14 protein-coding genes are annotated in these 18,171 nt (G+C 52.1%); 3 read left to right on the forward strand and 11 right to left on the reverse strand.

The window, feature by feature from the left end:
• Positions 1-64: 64 nt before the first annotated feature.
• The 10 genes from RT018_RS04585 to RT018_RS04630 all read right to left on the reverse strand — a co-directional run bounded on the left by RT018_RS04585 (position 65) and on the right by RT018_RS04630 (position 13,817).
• Positions 65-2,407 carry a hypothetical protein gene (locus tag RT018_RS04585; RefSeq protein WP_312939696.1) on the reverse strand — a complete coding sequence of 781 codons (2,343 nt, stop codon included), beginning with the start codon at positions 2,405-2,407 and terminating at the stop codon, positions 65-67.
• Positions 2,408-2,418: 11 nt separating this feature from the next.
• Positions 2,419-6,558 carry a glycosyltransferase gene (locus RT018_RS04590; RefSeq protein ID WP_312939698.1) on the reverse strand — a complete coding sequence of 1,380 codons (4,140 nt, stop codon included), beginning with the start codon at positions 6,556-6,558 and terminating at the stop codon, positions 2,419-2,421.
• 20 nt (positions 6,559-6,578) lie between these two features.
• On the reverse strand, positions 6,579-7,301 hold the full coding sequence (locus RT018_RS04595; protein WP_312939699.1) for an ABC transporter ATP-binding protein: 723 nt from the start codon (positions 7,299-7,301) through the stop codon (positions 6,579-6,581).
• 15 nt (positions 7,302-7,316) lie between these two features.
• Positions 7,317-8,774, reverse strand: a complete 1,458-nt coding sequence (locus RT018_RS04600) for an ABC transporter permease (protein WP_312939701.1) — start codon at positions 8,772-8,774, stop codon at positions 7,317-7,319.
• Positions 8,775-8,776: 2 nt separating this feature from the next.
• Positions 8,777-9,625 carry a dTDP-4-dehydrorhamnose reductase gene (gene rfbD, locus RT018_RS04605; protein ID WP_312939703.1) on the reverse strand — a complete coding sequence of 283 codons (849 nt, stop codon included), beginning with the start codon at positions 9,623-9,625 and terminating at the stop codon, positions 8,777-8,779.
• An 8-nt stretch (positions 9,626-9,633) separates the two neighbouring features.
• On the reverse strand, positions 9,634-10,617 hold the full coding sequence (locus RT018_RS04610; RefSeq protein ID WP_312939705.1) for a glycosyltransferase: 984 nt from the start codon (positions 10,615-10,617) through the stop codon (positions 9,634-9,636).
• Positions 10,592-11,611 (reverse strand): dTDP-glucose 4,6-dehydratase, encoded by a 1,020-nt coding sequence (gene rfbB, locus RT018_RS04615; protein ID WP_312939707.1) that lies wholly within the window; start codon positions 11,609-11,611, stop codon positions 10,592-10,594. The genes RT018_RS04610 and rfbB overlap by 26 nt, the downstream gene beginning before the upstream one ends.
• Positions 11,612-11,665: 54 nt before the next feature.
• The gene (gene rfbC, locus RT018_RS04620) at positions 11,666-12,211 is read right to left on the reverse strand and encodes a dTDP-4-dehydrorhamnose 3,5-epimerase (RefSeq protein WP_312939709.1); all 546 of its coding nucleotides are present in this window, start codon (positions 12,209-12,211) and stop codon (positions 11,666-11,668) included.
• 49 nt (positions 12,212-12,260) lie between these two features.
• Complete coding sequence (gene rfbA / locus RT018_RS04625; RefSeq protein WP_312939711.1) at positions 12,261-13,139, reverse strand: glucose-1-phosphate thymidylyltransferase RfbA; 879 nt, start codon at positions 13,137-13,139, stop codon at positions 12,261-12,263.
• A 225-nt stretch (positions 13,140-13,364) separates the two neighbouring features.
• The gene (locus RT018_RS04630) at positions 13,365-13,817 is read right to left on the reverse strand and encodes a small multi-drug export protein (protein ID WP_312939712.1); all 453 of its coding nucleotides are present in this window, start codon (positions 13,815-13,817) and stop codon (positions 13,365-13,367) included.
• A gap of 271 nt (positions 13,818-14,088) precedes the next feature.
• On the opposite strand from RT018_RS04630, the gene RT018_RS04635 reads away from it, so the two are divergent.
• The 3 genes from RT018_RS04635 to RT018_RS04645 all read left to right on the forward strand — a co-directional run bounded on the left by RT018_RS04635 (position 14,089) and on the right by RT018_RS04645 (position 17,503).
• On the forward strand, positions 14,089-15,324 hold the full coding sequence (locus RT018_RS04635; RefSeq protein ID WP_312939714.1) for an IS4 family transposase: 1,236 nt from the start codon (positions 14,089-14,091) through the stop codon (positions 15,322-15,324).
• Between the two features lie 134 nt (positions 15,325-15,458).
• Positions 15,459-16,565 (forward strand): amidoligase family protein, encoded by a 1,107-nt coding sequence (locus RT018_RS04640; protein ID WP_312939717.1) that lies wholly within the window; start codon positions 15,459-15,461, stop codon positions 16,563-16,565.
• Between the two features lie 2 nt (positions 16,566-16,567).
• Complete coding sequence (locus tag RT018_RS04645) at positions 16,568-17,503, forward strand: hypothetical protein (RefSeq protein ID WP_312939719.1); 936 nt, start codon at positions 16,568-16,570, stop codon at positions 17,501-17,503.
• A gap of 108 nt (positions 17,504-17,611) precedes the next feature.
• On the opposite strand, the gene RT018_RS04650 is transcribed toward RT018_RS04645, so the two are convergent.
• Positions 17,612-17,899, reverse strand: coding sequence for a helix-turn-helix domain-containing protein (locus tag RT018_RS04650; RefSeq protein WP_293008602.1), 288 nt, complete (start codon positions 17,897-17,899; stop codon positions 17,612-17,614).
• Between the last annotated feature and the right edge of the window lie 272 nt (positions 17,900-18,171).

The raw sequence follows: 18,171 nt of genomic DNA on the forward strand, positions 1-18,171 counted from the left end.
CGCGGTTTATACAAGCCGGAAAAGGTGTACAGGGCAACCCCTTTCCCGTTAAAGGGTTTTCCCCTCAGACCAGTATCGTCACCGTGGAAATCGTCCGCTCAAAATAGCTTTGCCCATCCGCGGACAGCACCACCAGCACAAGGTCATATGTGCCAGGCTCCAGTCCACTGGTGTTCAATATTCCGTCATATCGGGCGCGATTATAGCCCGGATTGTTAAAGTAGGCTGTCAGATCGGCGCTGTCTACTGCCGGCATTTCAAAGTATCGCTCGCCCAGCCGCACATAAATCTTTTCGGGAGAGGCATTGGCAGCAGCATCAAAGGCCCAGCCCCGAAGCCGAATCCCCTGCCCTGAGAAAACGGACAGGCTGTCCACAGGTGGCTGCTCATTTACCATGTCAATAATCGTGTCCATTCCATTGGTCATGGCAGACAATCCTGTCGTGGGGTCAGGTTTTTGCTCCGCGTAAAAATTCATACAGTCATTATAGGTTTGCTGCGGCGCGGTATCCTCAAAAAAGGAAATCTTAATCGCATCCTTGTAAAAGGCCCAGCCTGGTCCGCTGAATTGAAACGAAACCACAGGGTCATAAATTTTTCCTTGGGTCAAGACCTCCACGCATTGGCTCAGATCACAGGGATAGTAATTGATCGTCGCGCCGCTGGAGAGAAGCTCTGGCAGAACGCGCCCCGTGTATACGTGTCCTGATGCATAGGTCAAGGTCAAATTTACTTCTGGAATTTGATAGAAGAATTTTGACAACCTTCCCCAAAATGTTAAATCCGCCTGCACCTCCATGGAGACAGGCCCTTGTCCTGCCGGTACCTGCACAACCGCGGCTTTCTCACAGGTCTCCTGAGAAAGCGGAACAATTTGGGCGCTTTGCGGCGTTTCCACACGAGAGAGTAGCAGATAGACATTGTCAAAATATACAGCGGTATAGTAGGTCTGCAAAGCTGCCCATGTGGCAGGCATATCCAGCAGCGGCAACCGGTTATCAATGGCGTCTCTCCGAAAAAGGACCTGATCCGGAGCGCGCGCCTCGTCAGAAAAATATTGGGCGTTTAACTCATCCAAGTATGGCGTATAGGCCGAAAAGCCCGCAAACACCGGCATAACTTCTATATTTAAGTCATTATACGCAAAAATGGAATATTCCCAGGGAAACACAGCCGTGGGTATGTCTCCGATTTGCTCCAGCAGTGCTTCTGACAAAGGGTCTGCGCCGGCAATGGGCGTGTTGATGGTGTTGGCAATTCCGCCGGTCAACTGCTGTTGGATATTGCGCAATCGATTGAAATAATCCCGGGGCGCCCAGTTCAGCGCGGAAACCGGTATAGCGACCGCCAGAAAAACCACCGCCGCAGACAACAGGGAGAGCGCCATCCGCCCGGAAAACTGCTCCCGCAGCTTATGAAAATCAAGAAACAGGGAGATCAGGAGCAGGAAAGCCAGAAACATCTGGAAAAACTGATCCGTGTGCCCATCCGCCCGGACAAAGCCCAGCTTAAAAACGGTGAAAAACGGGCCGCAAAAAATCAGCATAAACAGACCCCGCTCCCGGTCTGCCCAGAGCACCAGCGTCAGGATAACACAATAAGCGCCCCCGGTCACCACAGCAAAAGACAGGGTTTTCGCCCAGTACTCCGTCCAAAAGCTCATGGCGGTGCTGTAACCGCCAGAGAGCTCCATGGCCGAGCGCACATAGCCGATAAGTCCCTGCAAAGAAGGATTGTATAGAAGAAAGAACGCCACAAAGAGCACCGGAACCGACAAGACCAGAACCCCCAGCCGAAGGCTCTGCGTTCGATCCTTAAAAAACAAAACCAGCACAAAAATAACCAGAGAGGAAAAAGCTAAAATACAGCCACTGAATTTTACAAAGGCCGTAAAAACCGCAAGCAGGCAGGCAATGGCGAAATATCGCTTCTGCCACTTCTGCCCAGAAAACCAGGCCAGACCCAAGGCCAGCAGTAGTAGTGATGCAAGGTAGAGGTCAAACGCCATTTGGAGCACTGGCCACAGCAGAACCGTAGTAATTGCCAGACGAACTGTGGAGCGCTCCCCTATACGAAAATAGATGGGAAACAGCAAACATGCCTCTAACAGAACGACCCCGCCATAAACGAGGAGTCCAACCGCTACATTATTTCCAAAATTTTCCAATTTACATAAAAATCCAAGCGGCCCATAGGTTGAAAAAATTTCGCTGCCCATCTTTAGCCCCAAAGACGGTGCAATATTCAAAATATAAGAACCGGATGCGTCCAGTCCCGGCACGACACTTGCGAAATGCAGGGGCAGCGACAAAAACAGCGTCAGTGCATATAGCACGCCCCGAAAAATCAAATCCGACGACGGTCGCACATCAGCCGGATGCTTCACCTGTTGCGCTTTCTGTGCCATACTGTTTCTCCTCATGGCTTTTTTTCAGTTTCCCGCAAGGAAAAGTCCTCATGGGTCAAGGTAAAATGTGGGTTGTAGAAGGGGTCTCCCTTGGCCAGCTCGTCCCCCCAGCGGCTTTCAAACAGATCGATCTCTTTTCGAAAGCGTTCCTGTTTTTCTGGCGTGTCCTCAAAGCCGCGAGAAAGAGACTCATGGTGAATCATTTCTGCAAAGGGCGTAAATACAACCTGATACCCCTTTTGCCGGATTTTCATGCACAGATCTACGTCATTGAAGGCCACGGCAAACGCCGGATCCAGTCCGTTTACTTCGTCATAGACCTTCCGGGGGATCAGCATACATGCCCCGGTTACGGCAGAGAGATTTTGGGCGTAGATCAGGCGGCCCATATAGCCGTAGTCCTGGTGAGGGAAATACTTGTGGGCATGCCCCGCCACGCCGCCAATGCCGAGGATCACCCCGGCGTGTTGAATGCGTCCATCGGGATAGTAAAGCTTTGCGCCCACCGCGCCCACGTCCTTACGCTGGGCAAACATCAGCAGTTCCTGTATCCAATCCGGCGTTATAACCTCAATATCATTATTCAGGAGCAGAAAATATTCGCCCCTGGCGTGCTCCGCTCCCAGATTGTTGATGGCGGGATAATTAAAGCCGCCCTCCCATGTGACAACCCGGATTCGCCCGTCGGCCTCCAGCGTCTTATAGTAGGCAAAGGTCTCTGCTTCCACGCTGTTGTTCTCAATGATTACCAGCTCATAATTTGGGTATGTGGTTTTTTCCAAAATCGAATCCACACAGACTCGCAGGGTTTCAATATGATCCTTGTTGGGAATCAAGATTGAAACCAGAGGCGTACCCGCAATGGCATACTTGATGCGATACATAGACGCCACAGGGGAATCCTCCACCTCCCCATCCATACCGCAGCGCTCCAAATGCTCCGCCAGCGCCTTGTGGGCAGCCTGAATGATGTAGGGCTTTGCACTTATATCCGCCGCTGTGGAATTGGCGCTGGCTCGCCAATAGTAGAGAATCTCCGGAATATGGACAATTGTTTGTGCCTGCTCACTTAATCGCAAAACTAAATCATAATCTTGACTGCCGTTGTACTCCGGACGGAGGCCACCGCCGACCCTCTCCAAAAGCGATCGGCGAAACACTAGAAAATGGCAAATGTAATTCAGAGAACGCAGGGTGTCCGGTGCAAAATCCGGCTTAAAATGGGGGCAATAGGCATCCGCCGGGGTGACGCGGAAGGTGTTTTCATCTGTATAGATCATATCCGCGTCCTGCTGGCAAATTGCCGTCATCACTTCAAAGAGCGCCGCAGGATGCAGCAGATCGTCGTGATCCAAAAGCCCGAAATATTCCCCGGAGGCCATGGAGATACAGGCATTTGTATTTTCTGAAATGCCAAGATTCTTCTCCAATCGCTGATAGCGAATCCGCATGTCTTTTTTTGCCATGCGCTGGCAGACATCGCCTACATAGCCGTGGGCCGCGTCGCTGCCATCCGCAAGGCACAGCTCCCAGTCTCCATAGGTCTGGGCTTGCACGGAAGCAAGCATTTCCTTGAGTATGTTTTCCTCCGTGTTGTAAAGCGGCACCAAAATGCTAAAGGTGACGGCTTTGGAAAATTTTACGCCTCGCTGCCGGTTCAACTCCTCCGGCGTATATATACTTGCCTGCGCCTGATGCGCAGCACGCTTCCGTTTTTTCTGCAGGCGAACTCGCTTCCATGTCTCTGCCACGCCCACGTTCTTGACGCTGCGAATCCCTTTGATAAACAGGCGCAGACCAGGGGTGGATTTGCAACGGTCTAAAAACAGGCGCAGAGGTTTTGTCAGCTTCCAGCAGGCGGCATTGGAAATGACGGCATAGCAGGTCTGCATATGTGCCAATTGCCGCTTAAGATCTTCCCGCTGATTGATCGCCGCAAAATAGTGTTCCTGATAGTGAGCCAGTTCCACAGACTGCTCCGAGAGCTCATTTTGTAATACCGCCGTCGCCTGCTCTTGCTCCTCCACAGAGGCGTTCCATGCTCTTTCCGCCTCCGCCAGGGCGATTCGGTTGGCTTCCGCCTGCTCCGCCAGGACGATCCGGTTGGCTGCCGCCTGCTCCGCCAGGGCAGTCCGGCTGGTTTCCAGCGCCTTGGTCATTGCATCACAATTCCGCCAAGTATCCATATACGACTCTAGAAGCGCCAGCAGTGCCGGACTATCAAAGGGGCAAACATCCGCTTCAAAGCGGACCCATCGCATCGGCTGGGTCAGCCGAAGCTCTAGCTGGGGATCGGTGGTGCGAAACAGGTGGAACAACCCCAGCTCGATCCCATTTACATTGCGGGCCGATAAAAAGCCCTCGTCTGAAACCACTTCCAGATTTCGCAGAATGCAAAAATGCTCCTCCAGCGGGTCAAAGCGCACCGCTACGGCACCGGCAGGAAGTTCACACCGCACGCTGAGCCGCTGCGCCGCGTCATAGGTAAAGGAAACCATCTGATCCTCGGTGAATCCCGCGCCCATGTCAAAATAGCAGGCGCCGCGACAAAGCTGGGCCTCTGCCCTATCGAAAAAGCCCGTATCAACTACGCCGGCGTTCTCCTCCAAAAAGGACAAGGGACTATCCTCCAGCGGTGCAATGTTCAGCAAAAAGCTTGCAGCGCGCCGCTCATAATCTGCCAGCAGGCGGGGATCCGTAAGATAGGCTTGCAGTAGATCCGCCATGGGAACACAACGTTCCATATCCTGATTTTCCGCATAAAATGTACGAATTGCTCGGAACAGGATATAGGACGGGGCAACAAAATCCTCCATCCACTCCTGATCAAAAAAGCGCAGTGCGCCGCCCATGATAAAGCAGTTGGCGAAGGTCATATCCAGAAAGCCGTGGCGCAACACGGTACCCTCCGCCGTCTCCACCAACTCCGATGAAGCTTTTACCGCGTCATAAAACCAGGCCAGCAGCCGGAGCGCCTCTGCCCGGTCCCCTGCGCGCAGGCGGCGGCGGATGGTTTCTTCAAAAGTGGGAGCATCAACATAGGGCATGGACAGAACGTTGCCGTTTTGCCGGTACACAAGCAGGCCGTCTCCCTGGAAATGGGCCTGTGCTTCATAGACTGCCTGCAGATGGCCTTTCGCCTGAGGTGCCGCCGGATGCTTTTCAACGGTTCCATCGGTGCGAATGACCGTGACAAGGCGATAGTCGGGCTTCCGTTCCGGTGTAAAAGTGGCAAACGCCACAGAACTTGCAGCTGCATCCGCTCCTCCGCATTCCACAAAGAAGGAGTTGGCCAGAAATGGAAATGCTCCATTTGCAACGACATCTCTATAAACTGCCCGCTCATCCGCCAGCAGCCGGGGCTGCTCCAGATAATATTGCTTCACTTTATCGCTGATCTGTTCCTTGGGCAAATAGGCATCGGAGTATAGCACCTGCGGGAGCTTGTAGTCGGGCATGGGATAGAAAAACCGCTGCTGGGACAAGCCGCAGTTCGTCAGCAGACGAGAGAGCGCTTCCCGTGAATAGGTGCGGACTTGCGGTGCGTCGCCATAGCCGTTAATCCCGGAATAGGGCTTGCCGGTGTGGTCCTCGTTGGCGCCGCACCAATACTTCAGGCCATAGCGGTTTTCAATGGCGATCAGAAGCCTTCCGCCAGGTTTCAGCAAGCCTCGCACCGCTTTCAGAAAGTCCGCCGGGTCTCCACCGGGTGTGAATCCAGACGCATATTCCAGCACACCGATCAGCGTGATATAGTCAAACTTTTCAGAAAACTCCATCCGATTGAAATTCCCCACCAGCACCTTGAGGTTTTCACGGTGCTGATGCCGCTGGTAGAGAATCTCCGCGCGCTGACGAGTCAACTCTACAGCAGTAACGCTTTTGGCTCGGTCACAAAGCAAACCGGTAAGTGCCCCCATTCCCGCACCGATCTCCAGTACATCGCAGCTTGGGATAAAATCATACCAATTCAGGATATTTTCCCGCATCGGCGTCAAATGGTAAAAAACAGGCCATCTTTTATCTATTTGTAAAATTTTTTTAAAATCCCCTGCGTGATCGGCTTTTACATATTCTAGAATTTCCTGCTCCACAGCGCCATCTGAATACACCTCGCTGGAATCTACACAGGTAAAATCAATCTCTGCCATGCCAGCCTCCTCTAGTGTTTTTATCCCTCCGCGCTGTATGCGTCACAAACCGCCTGCGTTGCCCCCAGCATTCTCATTTCTCCGTGTTCCAGCCAGAGAACCCGGTCGCACATCTGGCGAATTTGCTCCAAACTATGGGAGACAAACAGCACCGTAGTGCCGCCGCTCATCAATTCTCGCATTCGCTGCCTACTCTTTTCCTGAAATGCCGCATCGCCCACAGCTAAAATTTCATCTACAATCAAGATCTCCGGCTCCACCACTGTGGCGATGGAAAAGGCTAGACGCATCAACATGCCGGAGGAATAATTTCGAATCGGTACGTCAATAAATTTTCCCAATTCCGAGAACTCTAAAATTTCCGGATATTTCTGATCTAAAAACTCCTTGGAATTGCCAAGAATCGCGCCATTCAAATAGATATTTTCCCGACCGGTTAAGTCAATATCAAAGCCGCTGCCCAGCTCTAGCATAGGAACCACGTTTCCCTGACAAGCAACTTGTCCGCCGGTAGGCTTCAAAATGCCGGAAATCACTTTCAACATGGTACTTTTTCCAGCGCCATTATTGCCTATGATCCCAAAAACCTCGCCCTTCTTGACAGTAAAGCTCACGTCCTTCAGGGCCCAGAATTCTTCATACTTCATTTTCCCCTGCATTTTTCTGACAAGAAATTCTTTCACGCTTTGCACGCGGTCATAGGACATTCGATAGCACATAGAAACATTTTCAACTTTAATCATGTTTTTCTGACCTCATCACAGGTTCAGCACAAATCGATCCTGTGTCTTTTTGAAAACAATAGCTCCCAGCAAAAAGGGTATCACGGCGGCAATTAGACATAATAAATACGCTTTCGGTTCGGGAGAAACGCCATTAATCAAGATAATTCTGAATATTCTGATGATGTGATACAGTGGATTCATCTTGTAAAGCAACAGGAATTTTCCCGGGATGATGCTCTCGGGATAAAAAATGGGCGTAGCATACATCCAGACCATACTGATAACACCCCACAAAAATTGAGTGTCACGGAAAAATACCATCAGAGAGGCCAGCAACAAGCCGATTCCCAAACTAAGCAAAAATACACATACAATCGCAAACGGGAGCAGCAAAAACGCCTTTGTGATGGGCGTTCTGGTTATCAATAAGACGAGCAGAAGCGGAATCAGCGACAGCATCAAGTTAATCGAGGACGACAATGCGCGGGATACGGGATAAATGTACTTCGGAACATAAACCTTTGTAATCAATGAACTGTTCCCGGTAATGGACGTCAGACTCATATTACTTACTTCATTAAAATAGCTAAAAACAATGATTCCTGTCAACAGATAGACAGGAAAATTCGCAATGCTGGATTTGAACAGTGTCGAAAATACGATATACTGTACCATCATTGTAAGCAAGGGATTTAAAAAGCTCCAAAACACGCCTAAAATACTGCGCTTATACTTTGTTTTGAAATCTCTGGAAACCAGTTGACTCAGCAAGAACCGATACTTCTTGAAGGCAACAATGAGATGTAGCCCCATTGAATGGCGCTTCGTTTTTTCGCAGCGAAGCATCCACATACCGTACCCGAGCAGGAGCAATCCACCCAGAGCAACCGCATACCAATACACGCTTCCCATCAAGTAGGTATTTGTTCCTGTAATCGAAAGGCAGAGGCTGCCGGCAATTGGCTGCCCGTCGACATGCAGCAGTTGATCTTGTTCCAGGGGTAGTTGTACATCAGCTCTTGCCGTTGAAACGGAATCTCCAAAATACAAAGTCACTCCGTCATCGATACTTCCATGATCGGATTGAATTTCCAGAGTCAATCGTTGCCCCTTAACATCTTCCAACGAAGGCGCAAACGAAATTGGCCACTCTGCATTATCACTGAGTGTCCCGGTCTCCACTTTTTGAGATGCAAGCAGCTCTCCAGTTTCGTTTAGAATGGAGACGGTTAAAATATCTGTATTCTCTCGCGCGTAAGTCGCGCCATAGAGCATTACCTGATCCACCGTGTCGGTTTCGGCGACAAATTTTTGAGTCAAGACATTTCCTGCCTGAATGGGCGGAATCACACTTTTTGCATCAACCATATCTGTGGAAAATCTGCCCCGATAAATGCCATCCCCCGCTGCAACATAAAAAATAGCTGCAGTCAGCCAGTATAGCACAAATAGAAACAGCAAAGATTGGGTTAACGTGCGTTGTTTTTTCACAATCAGTTCGCTCCAATTTCAACTAAGAATCTGCCAAGCGCATCTTTCCATTGCGGCATGGGTGACAAGTTCGCAAGCGCCAGCTTGCCTTTGCTCAGCCGTGAATTCAACGGTCTGGGCGCTTTCGCTCCATACTCCGCCGTAGTCACGGGGTTCACAATCACATGCTTCCCGGCCTGCCTGAAAATTTCCTCTGCGAATTCCGCCCAGGAACAGACGCCCTCATTTGTAGCATGGTACACACCGTATTTTTCCGTCTCCACCAGGTCGCATAAAAGCGGCGCGAGATCCGCCGTATAGGTGGGAGAACCAATCTGATCACAAACTACGCTCAGTTGTTCATGCTCTTGCGCAAGCCGCAGCATGGTCTTGATAAAGTTATTTCCGTTCGCTCCGAACACCCAGGAAATTCGCACGATAAAGTATTGATTCAACAGCTCCTGCACGGCGCGCTCGCCAGCCAGTTTACTTGCGCCGTAGACATTCTGCGGTCCGATGGGATCATCCACCGCATAATAGCCCTCGCCGCTGCCCGGAAAAACATAGTCTGTCGAGAGATAGGCCATGCGCGCGTCAATTTTTTTGCAGGCAGCTGCAAGATTCCTCGTCCCCTGCTCATTAACGGCGAATGCGCGTTCCGGCTCTTCTTCTGCCCGATCCACTTTCGTGTAAGCGGCACAATGAATCACCACATCCGGAGAATACGCTTGCACCAGCAGATCCACGGCTGTAGCATCTGTGATGTCTAGTTCCCTGGAGGAGGTTCCCATATGCTCGATTTTACGGCTTTCTAATTCCTTACAAACATCGTATCCCAACTGACCACTGGCTCCTGTTACAAGAACCTTCATAGTACACCTCATATATGATTCTTCCGGACAAGCGAAATGGCGTTCATAAACCAGCTGTCCGGGACATTTTTCAATATCATTTCGGAAATTGATGGGAGCATGCTGAAACAACGGTATTTCCACACAAGCCGTGCGCAGCCGTGATGATTCCAATTGCGCTGTCTGGCATCCAGCCAGACAATCATCTCGTCCAGCGTCCGGCACAGTTCCTCACTGCATGGAAGATTGGCATGCAACCACTCCATTCTTTTCAGAACAGCGTCGATCCGCACCCGGCCGTAGCTCGCCTTGTCATGGACGCCTGCCATGAGTCCCGTCTGATTGCCACCGTGAATGCGATAGCGAATCAACGGCTGAGGTAGGGAGAGAACCGTTCCCTTTTCCGCGCACCAGAGCGCCAGATAGTGGTCGTGTACCATATACGGGCAAAAGGGCGCAGCCGATTTGGCTTCTCTTGCTGATACCAACATCGTACAACCAGTTACAAAGTTGGTTATCAGTAATCCTTCCGCAAGCCCGGTTCCCGAATGAAATACATGATGCCGGCGCACCTTGGTAATGCTGTCCGCCGTCACCTGCCCGTCTGCGTCCATGATATACATATCCGAACAGGCCAGCAGAGCGCCGCTTTCCTCCATTGCCGCCTGCAGCACCGTCAGCTTTTCCGGCAGCCACTCGTCGTCCTGATCGCAGTAGGCGAACAGGTCGCCCTCTGTCTCCCGCGTCAATTGCTCAAACGTCCCGTTGGAGCCGAGGTTTTCTTCGTTCCGCCGTATCTCATATGGAAACGCGGAGATACAGTCCTGCACGCAGGACTGTATCTGTTCGAACGGCACAGTGGGAGAACAATCATCCCGGATATACAGCCGCAGCCGCGGATATGTCTGAGCATTCAGCGATTGAAGCTGAATGCTCAGCCAGTCCATCCGGGGCTCGTAGACCGCCATTAAAATGGAAATCAGTGGCTTACCGGTTTCCGTACATCCGCTCATAATAAGTCTGATACTCTCCGTTCACGATATTTTCCCACCAGGGCTTGTTGTCCAGATACCACCGAACGGTTTTTTCAATGCCGTCGTTGAACATGGTGGAGGGCAGCCAGCCCAGCTTTTCGTGGATAAAACTGGGGTCAATGGCATAGCGCATATCGTGACCCTTGCGGTCGGTCACGTAGGTAATGAGGCTCTCGGGCTTGCCCACGATGGCCAGAATGCGCTTCACGATGTCGATGTTCTTCATCTCATTGTGTCCGCCGATGTTGTACACCTGCCCGACCTCACCCTTGTGCAGAATCAGGTCGATGGCGGCGCAGTGGTCGTCCACATACAGCCAGTCCCGGATGTTCAGCCCCTCGCCGTACACCGGCAGAGGCTTATCCGCCAGCGCATTGGCGATCATCAGGGGAATCAGCTTCTCCGGAAACTGATAAGGGCCGTAGTTGTTAGAGCATCGGGAGATGGTGATGGGCAGGCCAAAGGTCCGCTGGTAAGCGTTGCACAGCAGATCTGAACTGGCCTTGGACGCAGAGTAGGGGGATGACGTGTGCAGAGGGGTCTGCTCCGTGAAGAACAGGTCGGGCCGATCCAGCGGCAAATCGCCGTACACCTCATCGGTGGACACCTGATGATAGCGCTGCACGCCGTACTTCTGGCAGGCGTCCAGCAGCACCTGCGTGCCCATCACGTTTGTCTCCAGAAACACCGCCGGATTCTCGATGGAGCGGTCCACATGGCTCTCTGCGGCAAAGTTCACCACCGCGTCGGGCTTCTCTGTCTCGAAAATTTCATATACCGCTTTCCGGTCCGCAATGTCGGCCCGAATGAATTTGAACTTCGGGTCCTCCATGACGCTGTGGAGCGTCTGGAGATTTCCCGCATAGGTCAGCTTGTCCAGACACAGCAGATTGTAGTCGGGATGCGCCTTGCGCATATAGAAAATAAAGTTGCTTCCGATAAATCCGGCACCGCCGGTAATCAAAAGTTTCATCGTCATATCCTCCCGCAGCGGGACTTCTGCCCGCGTAATTTTAAGCCAGCTCTCTCAAAAGCCGGTCACCGCATCCTTCAGAAACGGATTGTTCTGATCCTTCTCCGAGAGAATGGGCTGCTCAACACCCCAGTCCACCCCGATGTCTGGATCGTTCCAGCGAATGCCGCCGTCCGCCTCCGGCGCATAGGGGTTGTCCGCCTTGTAGAGAAACTCCACATCGTCCGTCAGTGTGACGAACCCATGGCCAAAGCCTCGGGGAATCAGAAGCTGGCGGAAATTTTCCGCGCTCAGCTCCACGCCCACCCACTGCTTGTAGGTCGGGCTCTGGGGCCGCAGGTCCACAGCCACATCCAGCACCGCGCCCCGGGCGCAGCGCACCAGCTTGGCCTGTGCCTTGTCTCCCTTCTGGAAGTGAATGCCCCGCAGGGTTCCCTTCACCGTGGAGGAGGAGTGGTTGTCCTGCACAAAGTCATAGTGGAGTCCCGCTTCCTCAAAGGCGCGCTGAGACCAACTCTCCATGAAAAAGCCCCGGTGATCTCCAAACACCTTCGGCTCCACAATGTAAACGCCGTCCAGCTTGGTTTTGATAAAATTCATCAGTCAAATGCCTCTTTATCTTTAAGTATCTAAAATTATAAGGTGTAAATCAATAGCGGATCTTTCCCTCCGCTACCGCCCGCAGATGCTGCCCGTAGGGAGATTTCCCGTAGGTCTGCGCCGCAGCAAGGAGCATCTTTTTGTCAATCCAGCCGTTGCGGTAGGCGATCTCCTCCAGCGCGGAAATCTTGATGCCCGTGCGGGTCTCCACCACCTTGACAAACTCGGACGCCTCCGTCATGGAGTCCACCGTACCAGTGTCCAGCCATGCGTAGCCCCGACCCAGCGTGATGACATGGAGAGTTCCCTCCTCCAGATACACGCGGTTCAGGTCGGTAATCTCCAGCTCGCCCCGGGCGGAGGGCTTCTGCGCTTTCGCCCGGGCGCAGACCTTTTTGTCATAAAAATAGAGACCTGTCACCGCGTAGTTGGACTTGGGCTCCTTGGGCTTCTCCTCGATGGAGACCGCATTGCCCGCCTTGTCGAATTCCACTACGCCGAAGCGCTCCGGGTCCTCCACATAATAGCCGAAGACAGTTGCGCCGTCCTCCGTCTCCACCGCTCTTTTCAAAGCGGCGGTCAAGCCGGCGCCGTAAAAGATGTTGTCGCCCAGAATCATGGCGCAGCGGTCATCACCCACGAATTCCTCGCCCAGAATAAACGCCTGCGCCAGTCCGTCCGGGGAGGGCTGCACCTTATAGGAGAGCTTCAGACCGTACCGGCTGCCGTCTCCCAGCAGCCGCTCAAAATTGGGCAGATCCTGCGGCGTGGAAATGATGAGAATGTCCCGAATTCCCGCCAACATCAGGGTGGACAGCGGATAGTAAATCATAGGCTTGTCGTAGATGGGAAGAAGCTGCTTGCTGGTGACCATCGTCAAGGGGTAGAGTCGGGTGCCGCTGCCGCCAGCCAAAACGATACCTTTCATACAGACCTCCAAAACGGCATAATGCCTCAAAATAAAATATCTTTACGCATTATACTCCCATTTTCACACATTGTAAACCTTTTGACCACACCCAGCTTGCTGAATCCGGGCGAAATATGGCAGATTAGTGTTCTTTTTCAAACCATATCATCCGTGTATGTTTTATCGGTTTATACAGAAGAAGGGCGTAGAATTTAAAATTCCGCGCCCTTCACCCCGATTAAATTAAAACAGACTCCCCACCCCGCAGGAGACGGTCAGCACGATGATACCCGCGATCAGCAATCCCGCGAAAATCGCGGGGATGGCCATCCGCATTCGGATGTCCAGCAAGGACGCCACCAGCGCGCCGGTCCACGCGCCGGTTCCCGGCAGCGGAATGGCCACCAGCAGAATCAGCCCCGGCGTGCGGTATTTTTTGACTACTTTCCCCTTCAAATGCGCTTTCTTCTCCAGATGTTCGATCTTACTCTCCCAGAAGGGGCGCTTGCGCAAAAAATCAAAAATCCGGCGAATCAACAGCATGATAAAGGGAACCGGAAGCAGATTGCCGATAATCGCGGCCAAAAAGGTCTCCCACGGAGTCAGACCCACGGCAATACCATACGGGATGGCACCCCGCAGCTCGATCACCGGTACTGCCGCCACCAGCAGCGTCATAAAAAAATGATTCAGCACAGAGAAAAAGCCCCGTTTCCATTTAATCTGTTTTTCGACAGGCGTTATTATATCATCAATTCTCCCGGCAGGCAACGACTTTACAGAATTTTAACATACTTCCAACCAATGTCAACAACTTAAGGAACCACGAGCAATGATGTCAAAAGTGAGCATCAATATTTAGGTAAAATGCGAATTGACAAGCAAAAGCAGCCAACAAAATCGAAGTGGATACCTTTCATGGTATATCAAACGATTTTGAGTGATGATATTGAAAAAGAGGCTGAAATTGATCAACACCGCAGATGAATGCACAAAAGTAACAAAAGCGCCATCCACTTTGGCGGAATCCAGAAAAAAGCCTACCTATTTTACGAGGAACCGGAAAATGAATTTTCCGAAAGCCATCTATTTCATGCTCAACATGCTAAACGAGAGCACGCAGGTAGCCCTAAACCGTTTCTTCAAAAACATCGGCGAAAAAGAGACTTATATGAGCCAGCAGGCTTTCAGTAAGGCGCGGAGCCATTTCGATCATACGCCGTTCGAAAAAATGTACAGGAGAATCGTTCAGATACAGTACGGCGGAGAGTACGAAACCGACCTGTGGAACGGCTGGAGGGTGCTCGCAATAGACGGAACGGCGATAGCCCTGCCAAACACTCAGGAATTGCGCGATTGCTTTGGCGTTGCGGGAGCGAAAGCCGATTCAGCAATGGCAAGGGGGTCGGTACTTTACGATGTGCTGACCGACAGGATTATGGACGCGGCGATTGGGAAATACAGCCGTTCGGAACATGAATTCGCAAAGGATCATATCGCACAGCTTCAAAATATCTGCGATACGAAGAATACGATGATCATTTTTGACCGCGGATATCCTTCTCTTGATTTGATCCAATGTCTGGAGCAGGCTGGACTCCATTTTCTGATGAGAGTGCGCAAAAAATGGAATCTTTCCGTCGATGCCGCTGATTCGGGCAGCCTAGTAAAATTGGATGCTGAAACTGCCGTCAGAGTCGTTAAATTCATGCTGCCCTCGGGAGAACAGGAAACCTTAATTACCAATCTTTTTGACCTCCCTGAAGAGGTTTTCCCAACTCTGTATTTCTTCCGCTGGCCGGTGGAAACGAAGTTTGACATCGTTAAGAACAAGCTTGAGCTGGAGAATTTCTCGGGCCGTACCGAAAATGCCGTCCTTCAGGATTTCTGGGCCTGTATGCTCCTTGCCAATATTGCCGCTGTCGCTAAGGACGAAGCCAACCAGCTTGTTCAGGAGCAACGTTCCGATAAAGATAATAAATATGTCTATGTCCCGAACATGAACCAACTGATCGGCTCTCTGAAAGACGCGTATATTGACGCGGTTTTTCTGCGTTCAGAAAGAAAGCGCTGCAAGCGTATGAATGCTGTCATCGCTCAAATTGCCAGAGCTGTTATTCCTCTTCGCCAAGGTCGCTCTGTCGCAAGGCAGCTTTCTACCAGAAAATCTAAGTTCCATCACAATCATAAATCTAATTGCTGAGCCTTAAGTTGTTGACATTGTACTTCCAACCGTAGAAAATCGATTTCTCCTCACTTTCGGAATATATATTATAACTGTAGAGGCCCCGGGATAGCTTCCCGAGGCCTCATTTTATAATTACGGAGGAAGTTAAAATGATGGATACCTTTACCTGTGACCACTGCGGCGCGGAATTTCCCATTGGGAAGCAAACCGTTTTCGATGAGCAAGCACTATGTCCGGACTGCCTTGACGAACTGACCGTTATCTGTGACCGCTGCGGCGAGCGGATCTGGTCCGACGACAGCGAGGGCGATTCCAACACCACGCTGTGTCAGAATTGCTACGACGAGTACTACCACCGCTGCGCCGACTGCGGCCGCCTGATTCGCGACGACGACACCTACTACGTGGACGATGACAGCGACGTCCCCTACTGCGACAACTGCATCGACCAGCACCGCGGAGGAATCCAGTCCTACTACTACAAGCCCACTCCCATTTTCTATGGTGAAGGCTCCCGCTATCTGGGCGTAGAGCTGGAGATCGACGACGGCGGCGAACGGGACTCCGTGGCAAAGGCGCTGATGAGCATCGGGAACCGGGACGCGGAGCACATCTACATTAAGCACGACGGCTCGCTGAACGAGGGGATGGAGATCGTCACCCATCCCATGACGCTGGATTACCATAAAAATCAAATGCCCTGGCATGCTGTGATGGAAAAAGCGTTGGCGGAGGGCTATTACAGCCATCAGTCGGAAACCTGCGGGCTCCACGTCCATGTCAACCGGGACAGTCTCGGCGAATCGGAATGGGAGCAGGAGGAAACCATTGCCCGCATTCTCTTCTTCGTGGAAAACCACTGGAACGAGCTGCTGCGATTTTCCCGCCGCACCAAGCGGCAGCTGGAGAAGTGGGCGGCTCGCTATGGCAGAAAGGACAGCCCCAAGGAGGTGTTGGACAGCGCAAAAGAATCCTGCGCCGGGCGCTACGCCTGCGTCAACCTCACCAATTTTAGCACCATCGAATTCCGAATCTTTCGCGGCACCCTGAAATACAACACGCTGATCGCCACGTTGGAGCTCGTCGAGGAGCTTTGCAGCGTGGCGATTTCCTGTTCTGACGGAGAAATGTCGGAGTTGACTTGGACGGAGTTCGTGTCTCATTTGTCGCCCCAGCGCTGCCCGGAGCTGATTCAGTACCTGAAGGAGCGGCGGCTGTACGTCAATGAACCGCTCTCCGCGGCGGAGGAGGTGTGAGTATGTGCTGTCTCTTTGGAATGGTGGACTATGGACACATCCTGCCGCAAAAGCGGAAACATCAAATTCTGACGGTTCTCGCCGCCGAATGCGAGGCGAGAGGCACCGATGCCACCGGCATTGCCTACAACTCCCGCGGCACCCTGCACATTTACAAAAAGCCTGTGCCTGCCCATCAGCTGCGGGTGCGCGTTCCGGCAGACGTAGCAGTGGTGATGGGTCACACGCGCATGACGACACAGGGAAGCGCCAGACGGAATTGCAACAATCACCCCTTTCGGGGCGTAGCGGGAGAGGTTCCCTTTGCGCTGGCGCACAACGGCATTCTGCACAACGACGACGCGCTGAAACAGCAATATCACCTGCCTCACTGCAAAATCCAGACCGACAGCTATGTTGCCGCGCAGCTGTTGGAGATGAAGCGCAGGCTGGATTGGGACGCGCTGCGCTTCATGGCGGAGCAGCTGGAGGGCTCCTTCACCATCACGATTCTGGACGGTGCCGACAACCTCAACTTCATCAAGGGCAACAATCCCCTGTGCCTGCTGGACTTTCCCCGGCTGGGTTTCTACCTCTATGCGTCCACTGAGGAGATTCTCCGCCGTGCGCTGGACAAGCTGCGTCTGCGGCAGGAGCGGCATATTCAGGTTCCGGTAAACAGCGGGGAGATGGTGCGGATTGCGCGGGACGGAAGCATAGAACGCAGTTTGTTCGACGATGCCAGACTGTTTCTGCCGTGGTACAATGACCCGTGCTGCGGCGGAGCATTTTCGAAGAATCGCGGGCAGCTCGTCTCCCGCTGGGATGAAGAATACCTGACGGAGCTGCGGGCGGTGGCGGCCTCCTTTGGCTATGCGACGGAGGATATCGACATGCTGCTCCAGCAGGGCTTTTCCCCGGAGGACGTGGAGGATTTTCTGTACTGCGGAGAATGCTGAGAGCATGCAGGCAGTAAGCAGTTCATCCCGATCTCCGAGCCGACAGCAGTGGCAATATCAAGTAAATTGGGGGCGGGTATCACGCAAAAAGGATACCCGCCCAATCGTTTACATTGTTTTCAAAAAGGCGCACAGCGCCGCCTGCTGCTCCTGCGTCAGCTCTGAAACCAGCGCGGTCAATTCACCGCGAACCTCGCTGCCGGTGTAGGAAAAAAAGTCCTGCAAGCTCACATCCAGCACCTTGCACAGATACTCCAAATTCACCACGGTGATTCCCTTTTCTCCCAGCTCCACAGCCCGCACAAAGCTCTGCGAAAGGCCGGATTCGTTTGCAAGCTTGTTGGTCGTGTACCCGCGCTGCTCGCGGAGCTGTGTGATGCGTTCTCCAACTGTCATAAGCCAACCACCTATCTCTTTTGAAATAGGTTAGCAAAATATCGCAATTTTATTTACATTTTTAAATATAAGTTATATATTTAAAAATATATTACATGAAATGGAGGGTGGGTACAGGATCGTTTCCGCGATCAGTACCGGATGAATGGAACTGTCGATCATGCAGAGGGGCTTTTCACCCAGCGCAGAGCGCATCGCGTATAACAGCTGCCGCAAAGAATTTTCCAGTCTGGCCGATCAGGCGGTATCCTGGTTTACGGAGCTTTATCAGA

The sequence above is a fragment of the Oscillibacter sp. genome (assembly GCF_032060045.1).
Taxonomy (GTDB): Bacteria; Bacillota; Clostridia; order Oscillospirales; family Oscillospiraceae; genus Oscillibacter.

Bases quoted from the DNA above. Each gene is read 5' to 3' on its own strand.
- RT018_RS04645 (WP_312939719.1), top strand. From the start codon at position 16,568: ATGTGCTGTCTCTTTGGAATGGTGGACTATGGACACATCCTGCCGCAA.
- rfbB (WP_312939707.1), bottom strand. From the start codon at position 11,611: ATGAAACTTTTGATTACCGGCGGTGCCGGATTTATCGGAAGCAACTTT.
- RT018_RS04590 (WP_312939698.1), bottom strand. From the start codon at position 6,558: ATGGCAGAGATTGATTTTACCTGTGTAGATTCCAGCGAGGTGTATTCA.
- rfbD (WP_312939703.1), bottom strand. From the start codon at position 9,625: ATGAAGGTTCTTGTAACAGGAGCCAGTGGTCAGTTGGGATACGATGTT.
- RT018_RS04585 (WP_312939696.1), bottom strand. From the start codon at position 2,407: ATGGCACAGAAAGCGCAACAGGTGAAGCATCCGGCTGATGTGCGACCG.
- RT018_RS04640 (WP_312939717.1), top strand. From the start codon at position 15,459: ATGATGGATACCTTTACCTGTGACCACTGCGGCGCGGAATTTCCCATT.
- rfbC (WP_312939709.1), bottom strand. From the start codon at position 12,211: ATGAATTTTATCAAAACCAAGCTGGACGGCGTTTACATTGTGGAGCCG.
- RT018_RS04650 (WP_293008602.1), bottom strand. From the start codon at position 17,899: ATGACAGTTGGAGAACGCATCACACAGCTCCGCGAGCAGCGCGGGTAC.
- RT018_RS04610 (WP_312939705.1), bottom strand. From the start codon at position 10,617: ATGAGCGGATGTACGGAAACCGGTAAGCCACTGATTTCCATTTTAATG.
- RT018_RS04595 (WP_312939699.1), bottom strand. From the start codon at position 7,301: ATGATTAAAGTTGAAAATGTTTCTATGTGCTATCGAATGTCCTATGAC.
- rfbA (WP_312939711.1), bottom strand. From the start codon at position 13,139: ATGAAAGGTATCGTTTTGGCTGGCGGCAGCGGCACCCGACTCTACCCC.